Source organism: Sorangium sp. So ce1153, from assembly GCF_051521595.1.
Lineage (GTDB): Bacteria > Myxococcota_A > Polyangia > Polyangiales > Polyangiaceae > Sorangium.
The window spans coordinates 6,471,938-6,494,512 of the sequence record NZ_CP150361.1; the positions used below are offsets into that span (position 1 = coordinate 6,471,938).

At 72.4% G+C, this 22,575-nt stretch carries 15 protein-coding genes; 10 read left to right on the plus strand and 5 right to left on the minus strand.

Features of this window, described 5'->3' with window-relative positions:
* Positions 1–194: 194 nt before the first annotated feature.
* The gene (locus tag WME85_RS23195; RefSeq protein ID WP_437841020.1) at positions 195–1,100 is read right to left on the minus strand and encodes a hypothetical protein; all 906 of its coding nucleotides are present in this window, start codon (positions 1,098–1,100) and stop codon (positions 195–197) included.
* 842 nt (positions 1,101–1,942) lie between these two features.
* Here WME85_RS23195 and WME85_RS23200 point away from each other — a divergent pair.
* Genes WME85_RS23200 through WME85_RS23210 form a run of 3 tightly spaced genes read left to right on the plus strand, consistent with a single transcriptional unit; the run spans position 1,943 to position 10,094 of the window.
* Positions 1,943–3,625 carry a protein kinase domain-containing protein gene (locus WME85_RS23200; protein ID WP_437841022.1) on the plus strand — a complete coding sequence of 561 codons (1,683 nt, stop codon included), beginning with the start codon at positions 1,943–1,945 and terminating at the stop codon, positions 3,623–3,625.
* An 18-nt stretch (positions 3,626–3,643) separates the two neighbouring features.
* On the plus strand, positions 3,644–5,452 hold the full coding sequence (locus tag WME85_RS23205; protein WP_437841024.1) for a PEGA domain-containing protein: 1,809 nt from the start codon (positions 3,644–3,646) through the stop codon (positions 5,450–5,452).
* Between the two features lie 25 nt (positions 5,453–5,477).
* Positions 5,478–10,094 (plus strand): kelch repeat-containing protein, encoded by a 4,617-nt coding sequence (locus WME85_RS23210; protein ID WP_437841026.1) that lies wholly within the window; start codon positions 5,478–5,480, stop codon positions 10,092–10,094.
* A 94-nt stretch (positions 10,095–10,188) separates the two neighbouring features.
* Here the strand turns inward: WME85_RS23210 and WME85_RS23215 are convergent, their stop codons facing one another.
* Positions 10,189–11,445, minus strand: coding sequence for a sigma 54-interacting transcriptional regulator (locus tag WME85_RS23215; protein WP_437841028.1), 1,257 nt, complete (start codon positions 11,443–11,445; stop codon positions 10,189–10,191).
* Between the two features lie 283 nt (positions 11,446–11,728).
* Between WME85_RS23215 and WME85_RS23220 the strand changes: the two genes are divergently transcribed.
* Positions 11,729–12,559: a hypothetical protein gene (locus tag WME85_RS23220; protein ID WP_437841030.1), complete on the plus strand. Its 831-nt coding sequence runs from the start codon at positions 11,729–11,731 to the stop codon at positions 12,557–12,559.
* A gap of 53 nt (positions 12,560–12,612) precedes the next feature.
* Positions 12,613–13,887, plus strand: a complete 1,275-nt coding sequence (locus WME85_RS23225; RefSeq protein ID WP_437841032.1) for a Stp1/IreP family PP2C-type Ser/Thr phosphatase — start codon at positions 12,613–12,615, stop codon at positions 13,885–13,887.
* A gap of 106 nt (positions 13,888–13,993) precedes the next feature.
* On the opposite strand, the gene WME85_RS23230 is transcribed toward WME85_RS23225, so the two are convergent.
* Entirely contained in the window at positions 13,994–14,323 is a 330-nt protein-coding gene (locus WME85_RS23230; RefSeq protein ID WP_437841033.1) for an FKBP-type peptidyl-prolyl cis-trans isomerase, read from the minus strand.
* 116 nt (positions 14,324–14,439) lie between these two features.
* On the minus strand, positions 14,440–15,582 hold the full coding sequence (locus WME85_RS23235; protein ID WP_437841035.1) for a M48 family metalloprotease: 1,143 nt from the start codon (positions 15,580–15,582) through the stop codon (positions 14,440–14,442).
* A gap of 135 nt (positions 15,583–15,717) precedes the next feature.
* Here WME85_RS23235 and WME85_RS23240 point away from each other — a divergent pair, with 135 nt between their 5' ends.
* Positions 15,718–16,302, plus strand: a complete 585-nt coding sequence (locus WME85_RS23240) for a hypothetical protein (RefSeq protein ID WP_437841037.1) — start codon at positions 15,718–15,720, stop codon at positions 16,300–16,302.
* A 55-nt stretch (positions 16,303–16,357) separates the two neighbouring features.
* On the opposite strand, the gene WME85_RS23245 is transcribed toward WME85_RS23240, so the two are convergent.
* Positions 16,358–17,413, minus strand: a complete 1,056-nt coding sequence (locus tag WME85_RS23245; protein ID WP_437841039.1) for a hypothetical protein — start codon at positions 17,411–17,413, stop codon at positions 16,358–16,360.
* Positions 17,414–17,587: 174 nt separating this feature from the next.
* Here WME85_RS23245 and WME85_RS23250 point away from each other — a divergent pair, with 174 nt between their 5' ends.
* The 4 genes from WME85_RS23250 (at position 17,588) to WME85_RS23265 (ending at position 22,556) form a co-directional block, all read left to right on the plus strand.
* Entirely contained in the window at positions 17,588–19,021 is a 1,434-nt protein-coding gene (locus tag WME85_RS23250; RefSeq protein ID WP_437841041.1) for a serine/threonine-protein kinase, read from the plus strand.
* 197 nt (positions 19,022–19,218) lie between these two features.
* Positions 19,219–20,196, plus strand: coding sequence for a pyruvate dehydrogenase (acetyl-transferring) E1 component subunit alpha (gene pdhA, locus WME85_RS23255; protein ID WP_437311627.1), 978 nt, complete (start codon positions 19,219–19,221; stop codon positions 20,194–20,196).
* Complete coding sequence (locus WME85_RS23260; protein WP_437841043.1) at positions 20,193–21,176, plus strand: pyruvate dehydrogenase complex E1 component subunit beta; 984 nt, start codon at positions 20,193–20,195, stop codon at positions 21,174–21,176. Before pdhA ends, WME85_RS23260 begins: the two co-directional genes overlap by 4 nt.
* 39 nt (positions 21,177–21,215) lie before the next feature.
* Positions 21,216–22,556 carry a dihydrolipoamide acetyltransferase family protein gene (locus WME85_RS23265; RefSeq protein ID WP_437841045.1) on the plus strand — a complete coding sequence of 447 codons (1,341 nt, stop codon included), beginning with the start codon at positions 21,216–21,218 and terminating at the stop codon, positions 22,554–22,556.
* The last annotated feature ends 19 nt before the right edge of the window (positions 22,557–22,575 follow it).

Sequence of the window (22,575 nt, forward strand, 5' to 3'; positions counted from 1 at the left end):
TCGTGGGACAACGGAGGGGCAGCGATACCTGATGAGCATGAGCCAGCGCATCGAGCCATCCATCGGGTCTTCCCGGCGGAGAGCTCATCTCTGGCGAAGCGCGACCGGTTGAGTCAGGCGCTCCTGCCAGCGTGACAGCGGGGTTACGGCGCGTCCGCAGCGCTGGCACGCCGCGTTCTCGTTCGGGAGTGGCTTCAGACCGGCGCGGGCTCGATGGGCTTCGGCTCGACGGGCTTGGTCTCGGCGGGCTTGGCGTCCGCGGGCCTGGTCTCGACGGGCGACGGCTCGTCCGGCGCGGCGGCGCTGCCGCGGCGCTTCGGGCGGAGCCTCCGCAGGGCGTTGCGGAACGAGGTGGCGCTGAAGCGGCGCTTCGCCTCGGGGAGGTCCCAGCAGGCGTTGACGCCGGCGGCGCGCGCCTCGTTCCCGAGCAGCGTGGCATACGTCACGATGGAGTTGCGGAGCACCATCGCCTCTTCCCGGTTCCGCAGGCCGAGGATGCCGAGCAGGTCGCGGCCGCTCACCTCGTCGAGCAAGGCGCTGCCCTCGCGCAGGAAGTCCTCGGTGAGGCCGACGGGCGCGAGGCGGGCCTGGTGCTGCTTGGCGAGCCGGAGCAGCATGGCGAGATCGCTGGTCTCCTCGGCGAGCGTGCCGCTCGTGTTGACGTCGGCGAACTGCTCGGCGACGTCCGGCTCGAACGCGAACGCCTGGTCGGCGAACGCCTTGAGCCGCGCGCGCCACGGCCGGCTCGCCTTGATCACCTGGTCGACGGGCCGCACCTGGTAGGCGCCGGTCCGCTTGCCCTCGCCGAACCAGAGGTTCGCCGTGTCGAGGAGCTGGATGGCGCCGCGGAGCAGCGCGCGACGCTCGGGGCCGTAAGCCTTGCTCGCGAGCGGCGCCTCGTACTGGACGACGGCCAGGTAGAGGTCCCGGAGCTCCGTGACGGTGGTCGAGATGGGCTGGCTCGGCTCCATGACCTCGCGGACGATGCGGTCCATCTCGGGCCGCGCTGCATCGAGGAGGGCCTGAAACTCCGCGGGGGTCGCGACCGCGCGGGTCTCCTTCAGGACGGCGTGCTGCTCTTGTGACAGTTCAATTCCCATGAACCTACCTCCAGTGGGGTGGCGAGCGGGCAGGCGTAGCACCACGGCAGAGCTCGCGGCCGCTCCAGGCAAGATACCGGCTGTCCGGAAGCACGGTGTCGACGCCGGGGAGCTGCGCCAGCGCGCTCGGGATGCGCGCCACCCGACCGGCGCGCGTGTCCAGCGGCCCGGGAGCGCGGCCAGCGCCGCCGCGACGGCCGCGGATCGTGTCCGCAGCGCCGGGGAGCCGTACCAGCAGGTCCGAGGAGCCATACCAGCGGTTCCAGGGAGCTGTACCAGCAGGTCCGAGGAGCCGTACCAGCACGTCCGAGGAGCCATACCAGCACGTCCGAGGAGCCATACCAGCAGGTCCGAGGAGCCGTACCAGCACGTCCGAGGAGCCGTACCAGCACGTCCGAGGAGCCATACCAGCGGCTCCGAGGAGCCGTACCAGCGGGTGCAGGCAGGCGTCCGGGGGTTGCTGGGGAGCCGCCGGGAGGCGCTGGCACGGCACCGGGAGATGCTGGCAGGGCACAGCGTTGCGCCGGGAGGTGCGCTCCGAGGGTCGGATCCGTACGGATTGCGTCTGGCTGTGCGCGATGGATGGACGCGTCGCTCCGGCGCCTCCAGGGGGCGTGCTTCGCCAGTGCGCCACTCTGCGCCGCGACCTCGACCTGCTCGATCGCTGTGCGGCCTTCGACGCCTCCTCGCGCGCCGCGCGGCGAGCACCTGCGGGCGCGTCGAAGGAAGAGCCCGCTCAGGACGGCGAGGAGCGCGGGGGACGATGTGACGTTGCCAGTCAGCCGTCCCTCGTTCCCCGGCCTTCGTCCATCGCGTATGCTGCGTGCGCTTTGATCGGGGCGGTGTTCAACGGCAAGTACCGGGTGCTCCGCTTGCTCGGCCAAGGGGGGATGGGCTCGGTCTATGAGGTCGAGCTGGTCGAGACCGGCGAGCTCCTGGCGCTCAAGTGCGTCGAGGGCGAGCTGCTGAACCGCAGCAAGAACAGCGTCAGTCGCTTCCAGCGCGAGGTGAGGGCGATGGGAGCGCTCGACACCGAGCACATCGTCCGGGTGCGCGACGCTGGGACCGATCCGGCGACCGGGGCGCCCTTCATGGTGATGGAGCTCCTGGAAGGGGAAGACCTCCAGCGCCTGCTCGACAGGGTCGGCAAGCTCGAGCCCGACACCGCCCTTCGCATCGCGGCGCAGGTCTGCGTGGGTCTCCAGAAGGCCCATGAGGCGCGCATCCTGCACCGGGACATCAAGCCCGCGAACCTCTTCCTCGCGCGCCGCGGGGAGGGTGAGATCGTGGTCAAGATCCTCGATTTCGGCATCGCCAAGATCAAGCCGGAGCCGCACCAGAGCGGCCCGACCACGGGCCTCACCCGCACCGGAGGGATCATCGGCTCGCCGCTCTACATGTCGCCCGAGCAGGCGCGGGGCCTCAGCGACATCGACTACCACACCGATCTCTGGTCGCTCGGCGTGGTCCTCTACCGCGCGCTCTCGGGGAGGGTTCCGCACGAGCACATCGGGGCGTTCGGCGATCTGATCATGGCGATCTGCTCGGTGAGCCCGGAGCCGATCCAGGAGCTCGCGCCCTGGGTCGGCCCGGAGGTAGCGGCCGTGGTCCATGGCGCGCTGAAGTTCGACGCCGGCGATCGCTTCCCGAGCGCGGCGGCGATGCTCGACGCGATCCGCCCGCTCCTCCCCCACGGCTCTTCGCTCCGCGAGGAGCACCTGGTCCCGGTCAGCGAGGCGACGTGCGCCGTGATCGCGCCGAAGCATCCGATGTCGCTCCCACCGGACGACGCACACCGGCGGATGATCACGCGGATCGCGGTGCGCGTCGGGCGCGCGGCCTCCGAGCCGGCGACGATCAAGGATGCGCCTGGGGCCCTGCGAGAAGCCGCCACCGGCTCCACGACGCTCCTGCAGGCGACCGTCACCATGGGCACCGGCGACGCGACGGCGCGGTCGAACGGCCGGAGTGCTCCTCGCTCTCGCGCGCGCCCGCGCCGCATGGCCGCCGCCGCGGTGGGGCTCACGACGGCGGCCGGGGTCATCGCCTTCAGCCTCTCGAGGGCGGCGAACCAGCAGGACAGCGCCTCGCCCAGCGAGGCGGCGGCGGCCTCGGTCCCTGCGATGGCGCCGGCGCCGGTCACGCTGCCGGAGAGCACGGCGCCCGTCGTCGCCGCGCCTCCCCCTGCCCTCCAGCGTGCGAGGCTCGCCGTTTCACCGGCCGACGTATCGGTTGAAATCGACGGGGCGCCGGCGAAGGTCGACGGCGGTGAGGTAGCGATCGAGGGCGCGCCCGGGAGCCGGCATCGCGTCCGGCTCTTCAAGGGCAAGGACGAGCTGCGGGATGAGGTGATCCTGACCGAGGCCGGCGCCGCTCCGCCCAGGATGCAGCTCGACACGGCAAAGCCGAGGCCTGCGGCGCCGCCGATCGGGAGGGCGACGGGCGCACCGAAGGCGACCGCGGTGTCCGCGCCCCCGAGTGCGACCTCCACGGCGGGGTCGTTGATCCCCGACACCTTCCGATAGACCGTATCCTTCCTCACCGTGCTTCGACGCCGGGCCAGAGCGATCGCGGTCCTGCTCGCTGCCTCGCTTCTGTCGCCGGGGGTTGCGCTCGCTCAGCCTGAGCCGCAGGCCGGCGAGAGCGCGTCGCCCGAGGACAAGAAGGGCGAAGCGGCGGCGCGCTTTTACAAGGGCAGGAAGCTCTACCAGGAGGGGGCCTTCAGCGCCGCGCTCGCGGAGTTCCAGGCGTCGAGGGAGCTCTACCCGAACCAGGGCGCGACGATCGGCGCCGCCGAGAGCCTGAAGCGCCTCCAGCGCTTCGACGAGGCGCTCGATCTCTTCGAGGTCGTGCTGCGCGACTTCTCGGAGACCCTGGAGGCCGCGAGGCGGGACGCGATCCAGCGCGAGGTGATCGCGCTGCGCGGGCTCGTCGGCACCGTCGAGATCGAGCAGGCCGAGCCCGGCGCGACGATCACCGTCGACGGGCAGCGCCGAGGGGAGTTTCCGCTGCTCGCGCCGCTCCGGGTCGCGGCGGGCAGCCACGGCGTGCGCGTGTACAAGGAGGGCTTCGAGCCCTTCGAGACGCGCGTCGAGGTCGCGGGCGGGAAGACCGCGCGCGTCGCGGCGCGCCTGGCCCGGCTGAAGCAGATAGGGACGCTCCGCGTCGTCGAGGCGCGCGGGCGGGAGCTCTCGGTGGTCGTCGACGACATCGAGGTCGGCAAGACCTCAGAGGCGCCGCTCTCGGTGCCGCTCGCGCCTGGCGCGCACGTGGTGCTCCTGCGCGGCGCGGGCCGCCTCGGCACCGCGCCGGTCCGCGTGAGCCTCCGGGTGGATGAGGTCGCGCTGGTGCGGCTCGAGGCGGAGGAGCTCGACGCCGCGCTGCGCATCGCGCCCGTGCCCGTGGACGCGCTCGTGTCGCTCGACGGCGTGTCGCTCGGCCGGGGTCCGTGGCAAGGTCAGGTCCGCACGGGGAAGCACATCGTCGAGGTCACGGCCGAGGGGTTCCTGCCCGGGACGCAAGCGATCGTGCTCGCGCGCGACGGGCGGGCGGCGCTCTCGGTGGAGCTCGAGCGCGATCCCGGGTCGCCCTTCTGGCGCAAGCCGCCGCCGCCGCCGCGCTTCCTCGTGGAACTGGGGACGGCGTTGCTGATCGCGCCGAGCTTCGGGGGCGACGTGGCGGGCACGTGCGGGACGGGGTGCAGCGCGGGCGTGGGCGCCGGGAGCTACGGCGTGCTCCGCGGCGGGTACCAGCTGAGCTCGGGCATCGGGTTCGGGGCATCGTTCGGCGCGCTGTCGGTGAAGCAGGCGATGCGCGGGCGGCGCACATCGCTCAACCTCGTCGGGGACCCCGCTGCGCAGACGGCGAGCGAGATGGACGCCGCGGGCGCGGGCGATACGACCGTCGCTGGCCAGGTCGACGACGTGCTCCGGCTGCGCGGCCTGTTCCTCGGCGCGTGGGTCGGCTACGCGCTCGACGCGGGCTTGCCGATCCGCTTCCGGCTCGGCGCGGGCGGCGTCTTCGGGTCGATGTCCGACGCGCGGCGCGGCTCGTTCACCGCGCGCACGGCGGGCGCGGAGGCTTACTCGCTGGGAACGGTCGTGGGGACGCAGGCGGCGCGCTTCGTGTTCGTCACGCCCGAGGTGCGCGTCGCGTGGTCGCTCAGCGAGCATGTCGCGCTGAACGCGGGGCTGGAGGTGCCGGTGCTGTTCGCGGTGTCGCGGCCGGCATGGCGCGAGGCGGACGGGATCCGCGCCGGTCCCGACGGCTATGGGTGGTTCAGCGCCGAGACGCTGGTGGGCGGCGTCGTCGTCGCCGTGGCGCCGACGGTGGGGGTGCGGTTCGATTTTTGACGCTTGCACGCTTGCGGGAGGGGTCATGCGTTTCGCGTTCTTGTCGAGGTGCGGGCTGCTTGGCTGCTGGGTGGTGCTGCTCGTGGTGGCGCTCGGGGGGCTGGTTGGATGCAGCGACAGCGACGCGGGCGAGCCTTCGCAGGGGCCGAGCGAGGCGCTGCGCGCGCGCTTTCCGCAGCAGGTGACGCAGGTCCTCGCGGCGGGCGCGGGGTTCGTGCCGACCCGTGAGGGGTTTGTGGCGAGGTCGCGGGAGGAGGTGCCGGGACGGTTCCAGCCCGCGGCAGAGACGATCGAGGCGGTGCTGCCTGCGCGTGGCGAGCAGGGGCTGCGCTTCCGCGGCCAGAGGGGGTTTGCGTTCGCCGTACGCGAGATCGGCGCGGCGGGCGAGGCGGCGCTCGAACGCAGCGCGGTGACCTATGCCCGAACCGGAGGTCGGTCGTACTGGACGGCGATGGCGGGCGGGGGCGCGGAGGAGTGGCTGCTGCTCGAGGCGGAGCACGTGACGAGCGATGCGCCGGTCGCCGTGTGGGAGGTGGACGGCGCGGCGCTGCGACAAGAAGGCGAGGCGGTGGCGGTGCTGGACGAGGGCGGCAGAGCGCGGATGCGGGTCACGGCGCCCGAGGCGCATGCCGGCGGGGGGAGAGCGATCGCGGCGCGGCTCGCGGCGCGCGGGCAGCGGATCGAGCTGTGGGTGCAGGCCAGCGGGGAGGAGGTGCTGGTCGATCCGGTGTGGCAGGCGACGGACGGGATGAGCGCCGGCCGCGCTGGTCACAGCGCGACGCTGCTGCCGAGCGGGCAGGTGCTCGTCGCGGGCGGCGTTGGCTTCGACTCCGATACTTCTGAGCTGTACGACCCCACGATGGGAACCTGGCAGCCCGCCGGCCCGATGGGCATCGCCGGCTCTGATCACACCGCGACGCTGCTGCCGGGCGGGCAGGTGCTCGTCGCGGGCGGCTTCGGCGCCGGTGGTTCTCTCGCGAGCGCGGCGCTGTACGACGTGGCGACGGGAACCTGGTTGCTCGCCGCCTCGATGGGCACCGCCCGCGATGAGCACACCGCGACGCTGCTGCCGAACGGACGGGTGCTGGTCACGGGCGGCGTTGGCGTCGACCGCGAGGCTCCTCTCACGAGCGCGGAGCTGTACGACCCGGCGACGGGCAGCTGGCAACCTGCCGGCTCGATGCGCACCGCCCGCGCTCGTCACACCGCGACGCTGCTGCCGAGCGGGCGGGTGCTGGTCACGGGCGGCCGTGACTACGCCTCCAACAGTTCTCTCGCGAGCGCGGAGCTGTACGACCCGGCGACGGGCAGCTGGCAGCCCGCCGGCTCGATGCGCACCGCTCGCGCTATGCACACCGCGACGCTGCGGCCGAGCGGGCAGGTGCTGGTCACGGGCGGCTATGACGACGCCTCCAACAGTTCTCTCGCGAGCGCGGAGCTGTACGACCCGGCGACGGGCAGCTGGCAGCCCGCCGGCTCGATGCGCACCGCCCGCACTCTTCACACCGCGACGCTGCTGCCGAGCGGGCAGGTGCTGGTCACGGGCGGCTCTGACCATCCCGATGGTTCTCTCGTGAGCGCGGAGCTATACGACCCGGCGACGAGCAGCTGGCAGCCCGCCGGCTCGATGGGCACCGCCCGCGCTCTTCACACCGCGACGCTGCTGCCGAGCGGGCAGGTGCTGGTCGCGGGCGGCCATGACTTCGGCTCCACGTTCGGTGATCCTCTCGCGAGCACGGAGCTGTACGACGCGGCGACGGGCAGCTGGCAGCCCGCCGGCTCGATGCGCGCCGCCCGCAGTGGTCACACCGCGACGCTGCTGCCGAGCGGGCAGGTGCTCGTCGCGGGCGGCGTTGGCGTCGACTCCGATACTTCTCCCGCGAGCGCGGAGCTGTACGACCCCACGATGGGAACCTGGCAGCCCGCCGGCCCGATGGGCATCGACGGCTCTGATCACACCGCGACGCTGCTGCCGGGCGGGCAGGTGCTCGTCGCGGGCGCGAGCGCGGCGCTGTACGACGTGGCGACGGGAACCTGGTTGCTCGCCGCCTCGATGGGCACCGCCCGCACTCTTCATACCGCGACGCTGCTGCCGCGCGGGCAGGTGCTCGTCGCGGGCGGCTATGACTTCGCCTCCACCTCCGATGATTCTCTCGCGAGCGCGGAGCTGTACGACGCGGCGACGGGAAGCTGGCAGCCCGCCGGCTCGATGCGCACCGCCCGTGATGAGCACACCGCGACGCTGCTGCCGAGCGGGCAGGTGCTGGTCGCGGGCGGCCGTGACAACGCCTTCGCCTCCGCTGATTTTCTCGCGAGCGCGGAGCTGTACGACCCTGCGACGGGAACCTGGTTCCCCACCGGCTCGATGGCCAACGCCCGCGTTGTACACACCGCGACGCTGCTGCCGAGCGGGCAGGTGCTGGTCGCGGGCGGCTATGACGGCGTCTCCTATCACTTTATCGCGGGCGCAGAGCTGTACGACCCTGCGACGGGAACCTGGTTCCCCACCGGCTCGATGGCCAACGCCCGTGGTGCGCACACCGCGACGCTGCTGCCGAACGGGCAGGTGCTGGTCACGGGCGGCTACGCCTCCGGTGGTCGGCTCGCGAGCGCGGAGCTGTACGACCCTGCGACGGGAACATGGCAGCCCGCCGGCTCGATGGCCATCACCCGCAGGGATCACACCGCGACGCTGCTGCCGAGCGGGCAGGTGCTCATCGCGGGTGGCGGCGCCCTTGCTGGTCCTCTCGCGAGCGCGGAGCTGTACGACCCAGCTGGGCGCTGGGCGACCGCGGCGTCGATGCGCACGGGCCGTGTCCACCCCACCGTGACGCCGCTGCCCGACCATCGCGTGCTGGTCGCCGGGGGGCTCAGCAACGCCGGCTACGAGGCGAGCGTGGAGCAGTACGATCCAGGGAGACGAACCTGGCTCGTGGCCGCCAGGATGAACAGCGCCCGACATGCTCACACCGCGACGCTGCTGCCAGACGACCAGGTGCTCGTCGCGGGCGGCAACAGCGCCGGCGGTCCTCTCGCGAGCGCGGAGCGGTACGACCCGGCGGAGGAAACCTGGCTGCCCGCCGGCGCCATGAACCGCGCCCGCGCCCACCACGCTGCGGTCCGGCTCAACAACGAGCAGGTGCTGGTCGCCGGGGGTTGGGGGAGCGGCGGCGCGCTCGGCGATGCCGAACGATACAACCCGAGCACCGACGAATGGATTCCCTGCAACGGTGCCATGCAGACGGCCCGCTGGCAGTTCACCGCAACGCTGCTGCCGAGCGGGCAGGTGCTGGCTGCCGGAGGCTGGGGACACGTTGGCACTCTCAGAGACGCAGAGCTGTACGATCCGATAGCCGACCAATGGGCACCGGTTCCCTTGGGGATGAGCGACGCCCGCACCGGCCATACCGCCACACTTCTGAGGACGGGTCAGGTCCTGATCGCTGGAGGTGCGAGCAGCGATGGCGTTCTTGCCCGGGTCGAGCTCTTCGATCCAGCGACCGGATCCTTTTCGCCTACGGCTCCGATGAACCATGCGCGCATTGGCCATGTGGCCACGGTGCTGCCGGACGGACGGGTGCTGGTCGCGGGTGGCGCCGACGCCGGCGGCCCGTTGGCGAGCGTGGAGCTCTACGACCCAGCGGAGAAAGTCTGGCACGAGGTCCGCTTGTTGAGGACGCCCAGGCACGAGCCCGCGGGGCTCTTGCTCCAGGACGGCACGGTGCTCGTGGTCGGCGGCGTTGGAGCCGACGGGATCCCGCTCGCCACCGCCGAGCTGTTCGAGCTCCTCTCCCATGGCACGCTGTGCCGCCGGGCGAGGGACTGCCAGAGCGGCTTCTGCGTCGACGGCGTCTGCTGCGACGCGGCCTGCGACGGCGGCCCCTGCGACGTCTGCGCGATCACCACCGACATCACCCTCATCTCCACCGGCGCCCGGCGCCCGGGCACCTGCGAGCTGGTCGACCACGTCGCCTGCGACGACGGCGACGCCTGCACCCAGGACGACGTTTGCCACGACGGCGCCTGCCAGGGCACGAACCCCGTGGTCTGCACGGGATCCGATGGTTGCCACGAGCCGGGCGTGTGCAACACGAGGACGGGGATCTGCTCGCCGGAGACGCCCAAAGACGAGGGCGCCACCTGCGATGATGGCAACCTCTGTACCCGGCGCGACGCGTGCCAGGGCCAGATCTGCACAGGGCTCGACGAGGTCCTCTGCCCGTCGCCCGATGAGTGCCACAAGCAGGGCAGCTGCAATCCGTCGACGGGGGCGTGCGACAACCCAGCGAAGGACGACGGCGCGCGCTGCGACCGCGATCACGACCCGTGCACGCCAGACGACCACTGCGAGGACGGCGTGTGCGTGGCCGGCGAGCCGAAGACCTGCGCCTCTTATGCGTGCGACAAGGCCACAGGACAATGCCTGACCCGCTGCGGGTCGGTCCGCGATTGCGTGGACGGCAAGGTCTGCGACCGGACGCATCGATGCGTCGATGCGCCGCTCGACGCGTACCACCACGACACGAGCGGCTGCGCCCTCGCTGCCCCCGGCGCCCCTCCCCCCTCGCCCCGGACGCTGGCGGCGCTCTTCGTGCTCGCCCTCGCCGCCCTCGGCGCCCGGCGCCCGCGGGTTGTGGCGTGAAGGCGCCCGCGATCGATCGCTGGCATGGGAGCTCCGCGGCCCCCACGCTCACCCCCTCGGCGCGTGCTCCCGGGAGAGCGCCCCCTCGCCGCCCTCACCTCTCCTTCGCCGCGCGCAGCAGATCCCGCATCGTCGTGCGCGGGATATCCGCAAGCCGCGCCGCGGCGCTGACGTTGCCCCCTACCTCCTCGAACGCGCGGAGCGCCTCGGCAGGCGTGATCTTCCGGCGCGGCGGCGGCTCGCGATCCGCGAGGACGGCCGTGATGTGCTCCGGGAGCACGCGGCCGTTCGAGCGGAGCGCGGCCTGGATGAGCACGTTCCGCAGCTCGCGGACGTTGCCTTGCCAGCGGTGCGCCCTCAGCGCCACGAGCGCCCCGGGGGACAGCTGGCGCGGACCGAGCTCCGAGCTCGAGAGCAGGTGCTCGGCGAGGAGCGGGATGTCGTCGGGCCGCTCGCGCAGCGCGGGCAGCTGGATGCGGCACACAGCGAGGCGCTCGTAGAGATCCGCGCGGAAGCGCCGCTCGAGGACCAGCGTCTCCAGCGGCTCGCAGGTCGCGACGATGAGCCGCACGTTGACCTGCGTCGTCCCCTCCCCGCCCAGCGGCCGCACCACCCCCTCCTCCACGACGCGCAGCAGCTTCGCCTGGACCTCCAGCGAGAGCGACGCGATCTCGTCGAGGAAGAGCGTGCCCTCGTGCGCCTCGACGAACGCGCCCCGCCGATCCCGGTGCGCGCCGGTGTACGCGCCCCGCCGGTGCCCGAACAGCTCGGACTCGGCGAGCTCGCGCAGGATCGTGGCGGCGTTCAGGACCACGAACGGCCGGCCGGCCCGGGTGCTCTCCGCGTGGATCGCCCGCGCGACAAGATCCTTCCCCGTGCCCGACTCGCCGCGCAGGAGCACGGGCAGCTGGAGCGGCGCCGCCCGCCGCACCGCCGCGGCGAGCTGTCGCATCGGCGGCGAGCGGCCGATGAGCGACGGCAGCGGCGGCGCCTCCTCGATCGTGGGCACCTTCCGCGCCGCCTCGACCCACAGCGCGGTGCGGCCGATCTCGAAGCAGCCGCCAGAGACGAGCCTCGCCTGCCGTACCCGCACGCCGCCGACGCGGACGCCGTTGCGCGAGTCGAGATCGGTCACCTCGATCGCGGTGCCGCGGTGCGCGACGCGGCAGTGGCGGGCGCTCACCGCGGGGTCGTCGATCCTCACGCCCGCCGCCGGCCCGCTGCCCAGGGTGAGCTCGGCGCCCGGCGCGACGGCGATGTGCGCTGGAGCGCCGCCGCTGCCCTCGCAGCGAAGCCACACCGTGGTGAGCTCTTCGCGATCGTCCGTCAGCTCGTGCGTGATGTCCCGCATCGGCAGGCCGCCGTGAGCAGCGGGGCCCGGCCGATCCAGGCCCGCGCCGGCGAGCTCCCTCGCGGGTAGCGCGGCGGCCGGCGCGGATGCGCGGTGAGCCGACGTGGCGGGTCCCAGGGGAAGGTCCTCTTCGCAGCAGAAGGGTGCGTTTTCCATATCCAGGATCTCTGTCGTCCCCACGCGGGGCGCAGTTGCGTCGCTCGCGCCGCCCGGCCGACACATTCCTGCGCCCGCAGCCGTCGCCCCCTTTGCGCTCGGGACCGCGCTGTTCTAGAGGCCGTCCGTGAGATCGCGCTCAACAAGGTGGACCGCGCCGGCGCTCGGCGTGGCGATGGCGGCAGCGAGCTGGGTGCTCTCGGCCAGCCAGGCTCTGGCCCAGCCGGCACCCCAGCCGGTAGAGACGGCGACCGCCGCCGACGAAGAAGAAGAGGAGCTCGGGCCGGAAGCCGGCGCCAGGCGCCCCGCCGCGCCCGACGAGCGAGCCGGACACCTCCTTCTCCAGGCGCGGGCCGGCTACAGCCAGCCGTTCGGCAGCCTGGCCGTCGATCAACCGGTCAGCGACAGGGTGTCGGGCGGGCTCGCGTTCGGCGGCAACATCGGCATCGGCCTGAGCCGCGTGACCGTCCTGGAAGCAAGCGGCTCCTATGCCCTGCTCTCCGCCGCGGGAGGCTGCAGCGGCTGCTCCGGCCAGAGCCTCGACCTGGGCCTCGGGTTCGTCTACCACCTCGCCCAGGGCCTCGCTGTCGATCCCTGGATCAGCTACGGCGTGGGATACCGGAGGGCCGTCCTCACGGGGTCGGAGGACTCGGCAGCTGGCCAGACAGCCCCCGACGATGTGTTCCATGGGCTCGATGTCGCCCGCATCGCCCTGGGCGCCGATTTCTACCCTGTATCGAGCTTCGGCCTCGGGGTCTTCGCCGAGCTCGACGGGGGCACCTACCTCTCGCGCCCGGGCGACGGATCCAGGGCGGCGGCCTACGGATTCTTCCAGTTCGGCCTGCGTCTCGCGCTCGATCCCATGCCCCGGGGGGCACGTACGCCCTCCGCCTCGGCCGGTACGTCTCGGAGGATCGCCCTCCAGGCCGAGGGCCCCCAGGAAAAACCCCGCCGGTAAAGCAGCCGGAATCTGGGCGGTCCGGAGGGCTGGGCAGGTATAATCAGCCGCGAATGGGCGAGTTCAGGACGAGCAGCCGCACCCGACCCGTCGCGGCTGCCGTGACCGACGTTGGACGCCAGCGAAAGCACAACGAGGACAACGTCCTCGTGAAGTCCGAGCTCGGCCTGTTCGTGGTGGCCGACGGCATGGGCGGGCACAACGCGGGCAACGTCGCCAGCGCGCTCGCGACCCGGTCGCTCGACAACTTCTTCGAGGCGACCCGGGCCGGCATCCTGCCCGGCCCCGCCCCTGCCGACGAACAGGAGCTCGACCCGGGAGCTCGACGCATCGTCGCCGCGATCCGCAAGGCGAACCACGATGTGTTCGTCATCTCGAACACCTACACCCAGCACCAGGGCATGGGGTCGACGGTGGTCGCCGCCTACGTCTGCTCCGAAACGGAGCAGATCCACGTCGGGCACGTCGGCGATAGCCGCTGCTACCGGATCCGGCAGGGCGCGATCGAGCAGCTCACCAAGGACCACTCGCTCATCAACGACGCCCTCGCCCTCAAGCCCGACCTGAGCCAGGACGAGCTCGCGAGGCTCCCGAAGAACATCATCACGCGCGCGCTCGGCATGAAGGACGCGGTGAAGGTCGACATCCGCTCGGAGCGCATCCTGCCCGGCGACGTTTTCCTGCTCTGCTCCGATGGGCTGAGCGGGATGGTGTCGGAGCAGCAGATCCTCGATGTGTTCGAGATCACCCAGGAGCCGCAAGATGCCTGCGAGCTCCTCATCGCGATGGCGAACGAGGCGGGCGGGACCGACAACATCTCGGCGCTGATCGTCCGCATCCAGCCCGAAGCGCCGGAGGAGCGGCAGCCAGACAGCGCGGAGCTCGAGGACACCCGGCCCCATCGCATCGACGAGTTCGGCGCGACGATGCCGCCGGCGGCGGCGGTCGAGGAGACGCAGTCGCTCGTCGAGGAGGTCGATCTCGAGGCGGCCGCGTCGTCGGACGGCGAGCGCGTCGCGGCGCAGCAGGTCCACTCGATCGCGGACAGCGGCCTGCGCAGCCAGGCCCAGGGCGCCTCGGGAAGGGCGGCGCGCATGGCCGCCGTGCCGTTGACGGACCGGCGCTCTCGCGCAGCCACCGGCTCGGGGCGCTACGCCGCTGTCGCGGCCGCGCCGAGCTCGCCGAGGGCCCCGGTGAAGGAGGCTCCGCCGGCGAAGCCCGCGAAGCGCCCGACCGAGGTGCGGGTCGCGCGGTGCGCGCACTGCAAGCACGAGCTCTTCATCGGCAACCGCTTCTGCGTGGAGTGTGGCGCCCCCATCAAGCCGTGAGCCGCGGCGCGGGCGCGCGCGACGGCGCGAGCGCCGCCCCGCCGCCAGCGCCCGCGCCGTCATGCGCGGCGAGCGGGCGCCTTCGGTGCGGGGGCGACGCGACGCATCACTTGACCGAGAGCAGCTCGACCTCGAAGAGGAGGGTCGAGTTCGGCGGGATCACCGGCGGGAACCCGCGCGCGCCGTAGCCGAGCTCCGGCGGGATGGTCAGCTTGCGGACGCCGCCGACCTTCATGCCGGCGACCCCCTGATCCCACCCCTTGATCACCTGCCCCGCGCCCAGGTTGAACGAGAAGCCCTGGTTGCGGTCGCGCGAGCTGTCGAACTTGCTGCCGTTGGTCAGCGTGCCGACGTAGTGCACCGTCACGAGCTGTCCGTGCTTCGCCTCGGCGCCCGTGCCTTCCTTGACGTCCTCGATCCCGAGCTGTGCTTGCATGGTGGACTCCTTTCGGCGCGATGGGAGGAGCGCTGCGCGGTCGCGTCAAGCCGAAGCAGCGCGCGGGCCCTCCGGCCGGGCGCTCGCGAGCGCGCACCGGCGCGGAACCCCGCGGTTCAGCCGCCGAAGCCAGGGAACGGAAATGAGGTCGCGCCCCCCGTCAGCCGCCATGTGTTGGCGGTCTGCTGGACGACAGGCTGGCGCAGCAGCGGGTGCGGGTGCGTCTGCTCGAAGGCGAACAGGATCGCGGCGGGCGTGAGCTGATCGAGCGACGCGAAGAAGCCGAGCGTGAGCATCGCGCCCCCCTCGGTCCACCGGTAGCCCTGCTGGCGCGCGCCGGCGCTGAGCAGGTTGTTCACGCCGGCGACGTCCGCCGCGATCTCGTTCGGCTGGTTGAAGACGGGGAGCGCGCGCGACAGCATCCGCCCGAGGTCCGCGGGCGTGACGCCGCGGCTCCCGCCCTGCCCGTTCGCGCAGCCCGTGTGCCCGAGGTGATGGTGGCCGAGCTCGTGGCCGAGCACGAACGCGAGCTGCTCGTCGTAGAGCTGGCGCTGCCGCGCGACCTTGCGCGCGTCCGTGTGCTGCACCGGATCGATGAAGCCCGCCGGCGGGCGGAGGATCGGCTGCCCGGGCCGCTGCCTCTGCGCGAGCATCCGCAGGAACTCGTCGAGCTTCTTCGTCCCGAAGATCTCGTCGGTCGCCTTGAACTGCGCGATCTGCGACTGGATCTCGAGCAGCCCGTCCGTGATCGCCATGAACGGCATCCGCTGATCGTCGCAGCCGGCGAACGCGTTCACCTCGCCCACCGTCGGATCGGCGATGAACGGGATGCCCCTCACCTTCTGCTGCGCGGCCGACGGCAGCGCGCCGATCAGCGCGCCCATCACGACGCCGGCCTCGGTCTGGAGCCAGCCGAGGTTGATGTCGTTGATGGGATCGCCCAGCACCGGCAGCCCGGGCACCGTGGGCACGGAGAAGGTGGGCGCCGGCGCGGGCCCGGTCTGCGCCGGCGGGTAGCCGGGCTGCTGCTGCGGGTAGCCGGGCTGCTGCTGCGGGTAGCCGGGCTGCTGCTGCGGGTAGCCGGGCTGCTGCTGCGGGTAGCCGGGCTGCTGCGGGTAGCCCTGCGGAGGCGCGCCGTACGGCGGGTAGCCCTGGCCGTACGACGGCTGTGACGGAGGCCGGCGCGAGCTGCTCCGCTGACAGCCTGCGATCAGTCCGAGAGCCAGAACGAGTGCGCCGATCGGTCGAAGCAGATTCATCGCCGCGGAGCATAGCGCACGGAGCGGGAGTCAACCTGCGCCCCGCCGCGAGCAGCACCCACGCGCGCGGCGCGCGCAGCGCGACGCGGCGATGAGCCGAAAGCCGGGCGCCAGGCGTCAGGCGCAGGAGGACCGATGAACCGACACCGAGCTTGGTCTGCCGCAGCCGCCCCCCTGTGGATCGCCGCCGTCGCGCTCTCGGGTTGCGGCGGCGCCGCGGTCGCGCACGCGCCGGCGGCGGAGCCCGCCGGTGCGACCGTCATGTCGAGCCAGGCGGAGGGCGCCCCCGGGACGGCCGAGGACGCGCTCGCGGAGCTGGAGCGCGCGGAAGGCGAGCTCGACCGGGTCCTCGGCGCGCCAGCGGGTGGAAGCGAGGACCGAAGCGCGGCGCAGTCGGCGCAGCCCGGGGAGCCGTCGCCGGTAGCGACATCACCGGCGCCACCCCCGGCCGCGGCGCCAGCGCCTCCGAGGGCACCCGACAGCGCGCCGCGGGCCACGACGGCCGGCCCGGAGCGCCCGAGCAAGAAGGCCGAGGCCGAGAAGGTGTCCGCGGCGCCGTGCGAGACAGCGTGCCGCGCGCTCGCCTCGATGAGCCGCGCCGCGCAGCACCTCTGCGGGCTCGCCGGCGACGCGGACCAGCGGTGCGACGCGGCGCGCACCCGGGTGAAGAGCGCGACCGACAGGGTCGAGGCGCAGTGCCCGCGCTGCGCAGAGCCCTAGCCCAGCGCGCTGCGCGGGGCCCTGGCCACGCGCGCCGCGCGCCGAGACGACGGCGTCAGGGGCCCGGCGCGAGGAGCTGGAGCAGCCGCACGTTCTTGTACACCTCCCCGAGCGAGCCGGCCGCCTTCGCGCCTGCCTTGGCCAGCACGTCGAGCTCTTCCGGGCGCACGTCCACCTGCACCATGAGCCGGCCCGCCCCCGCGTCGACGGTGAGCGCCGCGCGCTTCGCGACCTCGGCGAGCGCTGCGCCGGCCTCAGGCCCGGCGAGCGCCTTGAGCGCATCCAGGTTCGCGCGCTTCTCCTCGAGGAGCTTCCGGAGCTCCTCGGCCGCGTCGGCCGACGCGGCGTCGATCGCGACGGTCGCCGAGAGCCCGCCCTTCGTCGAGATGCCGACGGTGACCGCGCGCGGGCCGGTGGAGCCGGTGAGGATCGCGCGGAGGCTCGGCTTGCTCTCGGAGAGCAGGGCGACGCCGAGCACGGGGCGATCCCAGCCGATGTGCGCGAGGCGCGACGTGGCCTCCTCCCGGCTCGCCAGCGACGTCCCGGCCTCCTCGGCGTCGATGCTCGCCCGGAGCTCGGGCTCGGCGCCGTACAGGAGGGTCGACCCGCCGATCACGGCGATCGCGTCCTCGCCGGCGCGGACCAGGTACTTCACGCCCTTGTGCTCCGCCTGGACGTAGCTGAGCTCCGCGAGCCGCTCGGCGAGCTTCTGCTCGTTGAAGCGCCCGCGCGCGACGACGATCGACGGGGAGAGGATCAGCTTGTCGACGTCGAAGCCGAGGTCGACGCCCGTCGCCTTCTTGATGTCGTCGCGGGTGCGCTCGATGTGCTGCCGCACCGAGCTGCCCTCCGGGCCGAGCGCCTTCAGGTCGAGCTGGTGGGGGTCGACGATCACGACGCCGGGCGCGCTGCCGTGGACATATTCGAGCAGCGACTCGTCTTTCGGGAACGTGGCGGCGCGGAGGTGCGCCAGGCCAAAGCCGAGGAGCCCCGTCTGCTGGGCGAGAACGATGGAGACCACGAGGCCGAGGAGGACGATGTACTTGGCCTTGCCTCGCCTCCGGGTAGGTCCGGCGACCTGGGCCGGCTTTGACGCGCTCTCGGTGCTCATCTGTGCTCGCTGCGACCTCTCTGGATTCGCGTGCCGCCCGGGCCCGGGACCCGGCCTCCGCAGAGCCCGGGCGCCGCGCATCAACCCGGAGCGCGCTGCGGCAGAGAATAACCGGAAGCCGGACGCCGGCCAGGCCTTCCGCCGGGGCCGCCGGACGGATAGAAACGACGCGACGTGCCTGGATCCTCGTCCCCCGATGGCGGCCGTGGCGCGCTCGCACAGCCGAGCGACTGCGCCGGGCTGCCGGCCGCCCTGGGCCGCTACCACGTGCAGCGCCTGCTCGGCGAGGGGGCGATGGGGCGCGTGCTGCTCGCGCACGATCCGGTGCTCGATCGCGACGTCGCGCTGAAGCACCTGCGCGACGATCTCCGCATCCCGCGCGACGTCCGCGAGCAGCTCATCGTGAGGATGCGCCACGAAGCGCGCGCCGCCGCCCGCGTGACGCACCCGAACCTCGTCACGCTCCACGACGTCGGCGAGGACCCGGACTTCGGGCTCTACCTCGTCTTCGAGTACGTCGAGGGGCCGACGCTGAAGCAACACCTCCTCGAGCGCCCGCTCTCGGCGGCGCAGGCGGCGCGCCTCGCGCTCGAGCTCGGCGAGGCGCTCACGATCGCGCACCGGGCCGGCATCGTTCACCGCGACATCAAGCCGGAGAACATCATCCTGTCCGCGAAGGGCGGCAAGATCGCCGACTTCGGCATCGCCCGCATCCCGGACTCGACGCTGACGCACCAGGGAGGGCTCATGGGGACGCCCGCGTACAGCGCGCCGGAGACGTTCCGCGCGGGGAAGTTCTCGCCCGAGAGCGATCAGTTCTCGCTCGCCGCCGTCATGTACGAGGCGATCTCCGGCAAGCGCGCGTTCCCGGGGGACGACGCGGTCTCCGTGGCGTCGAAGATCGCGAGCGACGAGCCGCCGCCGGTCGCGCGCGAGCTCGGCGTGCCGCCATCGCTCGACCAGGTGCTCGCGCGCGGCCTGTCGAAGCGGCCCGAGGAGAGGTACCCGAGCTGCGACGCGTTCGGCGCCGCGTTCGCCGACAGCCTCGAGTGGGCCGCCTCCAGCCAGATGCCGAGGCGCGTGCTGGAGTCCTCCGCCGCCGCGACCGCGGCGCTGGCCACGGAGCCGGGCGCGCTGCGCGCCGATCCGCTCGACGACGACTTCCCTCCCCGCGAGCGCAAGACGGGGCAGATCGTGCTCGGCGCGGCCGTGGTCGTGGCGACGGCGATGCTGCTCCTCCGCACGGCGATGCGCTCGACGGACGCGCCGGTCGAGGCTCCCCCCGCGGAGACGGCGCCGGCCGCGTCGTCCGCCGCCGCGGCCGAGGTCGAGGCGCCGCGGCCGCGCGTCACCCCGTCGGCGCGGCCTGCGCGGCCGAAGCACGAGCCGGGGGACACCGCCGCGCCCGCGACGCGGCCGACGGGCAGCGCGGAGCCGAGCGCGAGCCCCACGGGCAGCGCCCCGAGCCGGCCCGCGTCGGTCGCCATCCCCGAGGACGACGAGCGCGAGGCGGACGCGGGGACGCCGGAGGCCACCGACGTCGGCGCGCCGGAGACCAACGAGCCGGGCGCGCCGGACGCCGGAGCGGCCGATGCTGCCGCGCGTTGAACGGCAGAGAGCGCAGATGCGTTGTCACGGCGGAAAAACTCCCCTAAAGGACCCCGGGTAAGCGGCGTCGCTGTCCGGAACGGCCGATGTCGATCGCCTCGCCGGGACCCTCGCGGGCCCGACGGCGCACACCCATCACGCCGATCGCCGCGCTGGCGACTTTCTGAATTGCTGTCTTGCCCCCTGAGATCTCCGCGATGACTACCCAGACCAACGGCGACGATCTCCATCTGTCGCTCTACCGAAAGATGTTCCAGATACGCCGCTTCGAGGAAGAAGCGGCCCGCGCCTACGCGCAGAGCAAGATCGGTGGGTTCCTTCACCTGTACATCGGTCAGGAGCCCATCGCCGTCGGCGCGTCCGCGGCGCTCCGCCCGGACGACTACGTGATGACCACGTACCGCGATCACGGCCTCGCGCTCGCCCGCGGCATGAGCTCGCGCGCGGCGATGGCCGAGCTCTACGGCAAGGTCACCGGGTGCTCGAAGGGGCTCGGCGGCTCGATGCACTTCTTCGACAAAGAGCACAACATGCTCGGCGGCTACGGCATCGTCGGCGGCCACATCCCGATCGCCGTCGGGACCGCGTTCGCGTCGAAGTACCGCGGCGAGGACCGGGTCTCGATGGTGTTCTTCGGCGAGGGCGCGGTGAGCATCGGCGACTTCCACGAAGGGATGTCGCTCGCGGCGCTCTGGAAGCTGCCGATCGTGTTCGTCTGCGAGAACAACGAGTACGCGATGGGGACGCCGCTCTCCCGGACGCTCTCGGTCGAGGACGTCTCGCTGAAGGCCCTCGCCTACGGGATGGAGCGCGACCGCTTCAACTCCGAGCACGTCCTCCAGGTGCGCGACCGCCTCGGCGAGGCCATCGCGCGGGCGCGCACGCACTCGGAGCCGACGCTGGTCGAGATCAGGACGTACCGCTTCCGGGGCCACTCGATGAGCGATCCCGGCAAGTACCGGACGAAGGAGGAGCTCGAGGAGCGAAAGAAGAAAGACGTGCTCCTGCGCTCGCGTGTCGAGCTCGAGGAGAAGGGGCACAAGGCGGCCCTCGAGGCGATCGAGAAAGAGGTCGAAGAAGAGATCGCCGATGCGGTCCGCTTCGCCGAAGAGAGCCCCGAACCCGGGCCCGAGGTGCTCGAGCCCACAACCTATTCAGGACCTTTTGCGCGATGACCGTCCTTAGATACCGAGAGGCGGTTCGCGCCGCCATGATCGAGGAGATGCAGCGCGACGAGAGCGTGTATCTCGTCGGCGAGGAGGTCGGGCACTACCAGGGCGCCTACAAGGTGACCGAGGGCATGCTCGACAAGTTCGGACCGAAGCGCGTGATCGACGCGCCGATCACCGAGAGCGGGTTCACCGGCATCTCGATCGGCGCCGCGATGGTCGGGCTCCGGCCGATCGTCGAGTACATGACGTGGAACTTCTCCGCCGTCGCGTTCGACCAGATCCTCAACAACGCGGCGAAGCTCCGGCAGATGTCGGGCGGGCAGCTCAGCATCCCGCTCGTGCTGCGGGCGCCCAACGGCTCGGCGCGGCAGGTCGGCTCGCAGCACTCGCACTCGATGGAGCACTTCTACGCGCACGTCCCTGGCCTCAAGGTGCTCGCGCCCGCGATGCCGGCGGACGCGAAGGGGCTCCTGAAGTCGGCGATCCGGGACGACAACCCGGTGCTCTTCATGGAGAGCGAGACGCTCTACGGCGTGAAGGGCGAGGTGCCCGACGACCCCGACTTCATCGTGCCGCTCGGGGTCGCCTCGATCGTGCGCGAGGGGACGGACGTCTCGATCATCGCGTGGAGCCGGATGGTGCACGTGGCGCTCGAGGCGGCCACCGAGCTCGAGAAGGAGGGGATCAGCGCGGAGGTCGTGGACCTGCGATCGCTGCGCCCGCTCGACGAGGAGACGATCGTGCGGAGCGTGACGAAGACCCACCGCGCGGTCGTGGCGCACGAAGGCTGGCCGTACGGCGGCGTCGGCGCGGAGATCGCCGATCGCATCCAGCGGCTCGCGTTCGACGAGCTGGACGCGCCCGTGCTACGCGCGACGACGCTCGACGTTCCGATGCCTTACAACGCTCGGCTGGAGCAGTACGTGATCCCGCAAGCCGCGCGGATCATCGAAAACGTTCACCGCGTTCTCTACAAAAGCTGACTGAGCGGACGCACGTCCCCGATCAAGGTTGATAGACCCATGGCGAAGGTTCTGGAACTGCCGAAGCTGTCCCCGACCATGGAGGAGGGGCAGATCAGTGCCTGGCACAAGAAGGAAGGCGACGCGATCGACATCGACGATCTGCTCGCAGAGGTCGAGACCGACAAGGCGACCATGGAGTACAAGTCCTTCGATCGAGGGACGTTGCTCAAGATCCTCGTGCCTGCGGGCAGCGTGGTTCAGCTCGGCCAGCCTGTCGCGATCATCGGCGCCCCGGGCGAGGACATAAGCGCCCTCGCCGGGGGGAGCGGCGGCGCCGCGGCGCAGAAGCAGGGCGCGGCGGAGCCTCAGCCCAAGGGGGAACGCCCGGCGCAGCCTGCAGGTGGCGGCGGCGCGCCGAGCGGCGACGTCCCTGCGACGAGCGCGCCGCCCGCGGCGCGCGGCGACGCTGTCTCGCCGCCCACGCAGCCGGCTGCGCCGCAGCCGTCCTCCGGGGGCCGCGTGAAGGCGTCGCCCTACGTGCGCAAGCTCGGCCGCGAGCGCGGGCTCGACCTCAGCGGCGTCGCTGGCACGGGGCCCGGCGGGCGCATCGTCGCGCGCGACCTCGACGGGCTGCAGGCGGCGCCGGCCGCGGCGGCCGCGCCCGCGGCGACCGCGCCGGGCGAGCTCGCCGCGCCGGAGGTGCGACCGCTCAGCATGATGCGCAAGGCGATCGCGCGGCGCCTCACCGAGTCCAAGCAGACGGTCCCGCACTTCTACCTCTCGATCGACGTCGACGCCGATCCGCTGAACGCGCTGCGCGAGCAGATCAACGCGGATCTCGCGGCGACCGCCGGCGAGGGCGAGAAGCCGGCCAAGGTCAGCTTCAACGACCTCCTGGTCAAGGCGTGCGCCATCGCGCTCGTGCGCGTGCCCGAGTGCAACGCGCAGTTCACCGCGGACGCGATCCTCGTTCACCGGCGCGTCGACATCTCGGTGGCGGTCGCCGTCCCCGAGGGCCTCGTCACGCCGGTTGTGCGCAACGTCGATCGCAAGCAGGTGCTCGACATCGCCGCCGAGGTGCGCGAGCTCGCGGGGCGCGCCAAGGCGAAGAAGCTGCGGCCCGAGGAGATGGCGAACGGGACGTTCTCGATCTCGAACCTCGGCATGTACGGGATCGACAACTTCGGCGCCGTCATCAACCCCCCCGAGGGCGCGATCCTCGCCGTCGGCCAGGTCCGCCGCGAGCCCGTCGTGCGCGGCGAGCAGATCGTGCCGGGCCGACGCCTGAGCATGACGCTCTCCTGCGACCACCGCGTCGTCGACGGCGCGGTCGGCGCGACCTTCCTCAAGGTGCTGCGCCAGCTCCTCGAGCACCCGACGCAGATCCTGATCGGCTAGCGCCTCGCCCCACGCCAGG